2 protein-coding genes are annotated in these 3,530 nt (G+C 65.9%); both read left to right on the top strand.

From position 1 onward, the window contains the following. Nucleotides 1-1,047 (top strand): exo-alpha-sialidase (locus KA184_10670; GenBank protein MBP8130028.1); only part of this gene is annotated, 1,047 nt, incomplete at its 5' end. Between the two features lie 153 nt (nucleotides 1,048-1,200). Next, the coding region (locus tag KA184_10665) for a discoidin domain-containing protein (protein ID MBP8130027.1) at nucleotides 1,201-3,530 on the top strand (2,330 nt) is incomplete at its 3' end.

The following is a 3,530-nucleotide window of genomic DNA, read 5'->3' as shown; positions in this document are numbered from 1 at the left end:
GCGATGGTGCTCACGAGCGACGACCAAGGCGCGACGTGGACGCCGCCGCGGCCTGTCCGCCTCGATGCGGACGGCAAGACCGTCCCCGGCCTCGGCACCAGCCTGACCTATCTGGGCAACGGAAAGGTGCTGCTGGTTGTGGACGGGATGTGGTTCAGCAGCGACTATGGCGCAACGTGGGGCGGGCCGGGCGGCGAGGCTCAGCCGGTGCCGGTTCCGCCGGGGCCGGACGGCAAGGCGTGGTATTTGTGGGACCCGCTGCTGGTGGAGCACGACACGTCGGGGCAAATCACGCGGCTCGTGGAAACGGGGTACAGCATGGACCACGACCACTACGCATCGGGCAGAGGCCCCGGCTATTCGACCGCCTATCTGCGCTTCAGCAGCGACGAGGGCCGAACCTGGAGCGACGCCATCGCGCCCGCATCCTGGAAAGGGGTCAGCGAAGTGGCGCTGCTCCGCGCCGCGGATGGCGGCCTCGTGGCGGCATGCCGGACGGATATCCCCGCGCGCTTTCCGGGGGAAACGCTGGACCACTACGAGGGTCTGGCCGTTTCGACTTCGGAAGACGGCGGCCGGACCTGGTCTGACCTGAACCGGCTGTACGACCATGGCCGGCATCACCCCTGCATGCTGCTCCTGCCCGACGGCGCAATCGTCATGACCTATGTCGTGCGCAAGGGATACACCGACGCGGCGAACGGCCTGCCGCAGTTCGGCGTCGAGGCCATCGTCAGCCTCGACAACGGCCAGACTTGGGACCTCGACCACAAGTACATCCTGCACGCCTGGACCGGCAACCGGACGGGGCCGAACGGTTGGTGGGCCAGCAGTCAGGCGACTTCGTCCGTGCTCCTCCCGGACCGCTCCATCCTGACGGTGTTCGGCACCGGCTACCGCAGCCAGCCCGCGGACGGCGGGCCGTCCCCGCGCGATGCGGCGGTCGTCCGCTGGCGGCTCAATGACGGGCCGGTCCAGGACGACCACGGGCTCGCCAGCGCGCCCATCGATTCCGAATTGCGCAACATTTTTGACCCGGAATTGTGATGGAGTCCGGCGCGAACAACGCGCACAGCGTGCATACGATTGCGAAGACGCCCCGGTTCTTGAGAGAATCGGGGGCGGGTTTTGGTGTTTATTGTCACGGGGACCGGCGCGATGTCATATGGTGATCGCAGGCGGCGCGGGGGCTGTGGGGCCTTGACCGCGTTGCTTGTCTCGTTCGCGGTCTTCGCCGCGGAACAGGAGCCGCTGTCTCCAGTGCCGGCGTTCACCGTTCCGAGAATCGAGCCGGTGACGGCGAGTGTCATGCGGGAACAGATCGAGGCCGATTGGCTGCTCGGCATCCGGGCGCCCCTTACCACCGCATCCGACGCGGCGGGCGGCTGCGACGGGGTCAAGAACGGAACATACGGTTTTCATGTGGGTTTGCAGGCAAATCCGTGGTGGCAGGTGGACTTGGGCGGGGCCGTCCAGGCCGGCCGCGTCGTGGTCTACAACCGCCTGGATTACGCGCCGGGCTTGCACAACGCCGACCGCCTGCAGATGTTCGGCTCTCTCGACGGCAAGACCTGGACGCTGTTCCATGACAATCAAGGACAGCATTTCGGCGGCGTGAGCGGCGCCCCCCCGCTCGAAGTCGTGTTGGGTCCGCAAGGGATAACGGCCCGGTACATACGGATCGCGATTCCGAGCACGGAGCCCCTCTTCTTTCACTTGGACGAAGTCGAAGTCTATGGCACAGGCGCAGCCGCCACGAACCTTGCGCTCGGCAAACAGGCGGACCAGAGCAGCCTGAGCCCGTGGTCGACGGTCAAGGTTCCCGGCCCGCCGGAGTACCCGACCTCGCGGCATATCGAGCGTGCGCGTCGCTTTGCCGCTTCGTTGCGGGCGCAAGGCGTCGATGTGACCGCGCATCTTCGCCAGGTCAACGAAGCCGAGCAACGGCTCAAAGACATGCCCCCCAATGCGCCTGAAGAGGCGCGGCGCGCGCTGTATCTCGACACTCGCTGGATAGTCCGCCGCCTGGTATTCCGCAACCCGCGCCTGGACTTTGACCAGCTCCTGTTCATCAAGCGATTCACGCAAGAGACGTATCCCGACGTCTGCCTGAATCACATGCCGTGGGTTTCCCGGCCCGGCGGAGACATCTGCGTGCTCGAACCGGCCACGGCGGACGATTCTCTGTTCGCCGCGCTGTCCCGGCCGCCCGCGGAAACGCCCCAGCAGCCGGTCGCGACGCTGCGGACCCTGCTCAACGGGGCGCTTGGGCCAGGCCACGTGCACGGGCTGGACCTCTGGTTCCAGGGGAACCGGGTCGTGTTCGGTTATGCGCGCGCAAGAAGCGAAAACCCACCGGAAGGCTGGCTGGACCGCACGCAGAGCTACCGGCTGCGCCGCACGGAAGAGCCAGTCCATATCTTCGAGCTACACATCGGCGACGGCGCACTTCGGCAATTGACGTCCGGCGAATGGAGCGACCTGGACCCCGCGTATGCGCCCAACGGAGACATCGTGTTCGTTTCGGAACGCTGCGGCACGTCCCTTCAGTGCAATGAGTACGACAAGGACGAAACAAGCTGCAACCTGTACGTGATGCGGCCGGACGGGAGCGGCATTCGCCGCCTCAGCGTGAACAAGGACGGGGATTACCTGCCGCATTGCCTGGACAACGGCATGATCGCGTACACGCGCTGGGAATACCACGAGCGCAGTTGGGCCTTCATTCAGTCGCTCTGGGTGATCCGGCCGGACGGAACCGGCGCCGACGCGATCTTCAAACAGCATTTCGTGAACCCCTGGGCCTTGGAAGACGTCCGGTCCATCCCTGGCAGTACCAGGCTCGTGGCGATTGCGGCGGGGCACCACACGCTGGCGGCGGGCCCGCTCGTCATCGTCAACCACGACATGGGCGTAAACGAGCCGCGCGGCATCGGCATCGTGACGCCGCATCTCATGCCGCCGGAAGGCGGGATGGACGGCGTTCCCGTGCCCGAAGGCGGCACGGACGACCACGAAGGGTTCTACGGCACGCCCTGGGCCTTGTCCGAGTCGTGCTTTCTCGCGTGCTACACCTATGGCAGCAAGACGACGGAGCCCGCCGGTTACGGGCTGTACCTGGTGGATGTCTACGGGAACAAGGAACTGATTTATCGCGATCCGGACATTTCCTGTTTCTATCCAATTCCGTTGCGGCCCCGGCCCCAGCCGCCCATCCTCCCCGAAACCACGGACCCGGCGAAATCATACGCCACCTGCTGCGTGAGCAATATTGCCATGGGCAGCGAAGAAATCCCCGCGGAGCGCGTTCGCTACTTGCGCGTGGCCCAACCCATCGGCTGGCCCTACGACAACCACAACGGCGGACAGCGCTACGGCGAGGACCACCGCTACGGCGGGCCGGACGCCGACCGGAAGAATCTAACCAATTGGACACCCGTACGGATCCTCGGCGATGTGCCGGTCGCCCCGGACGGAAGCGCCCACTTCATCGTGCCCGCCGACACGGCCGTGTATTTCCAGCTCCTCGA

Source organism: Candidatus Hydrogenedentota bacterium, from assembly GCA_018005585.1.
Lineage (GTDB): Bacteria > Hydrogenedentota > Hydrogenedentia > Hydrogenedentales > JAGMZX01 > JAGMZX01.
The sequence above is the reverse complement of the archived record's forward strand: the minus strand, read 5'-3'. Positions and strand labels throughout refer to the sequence as shown.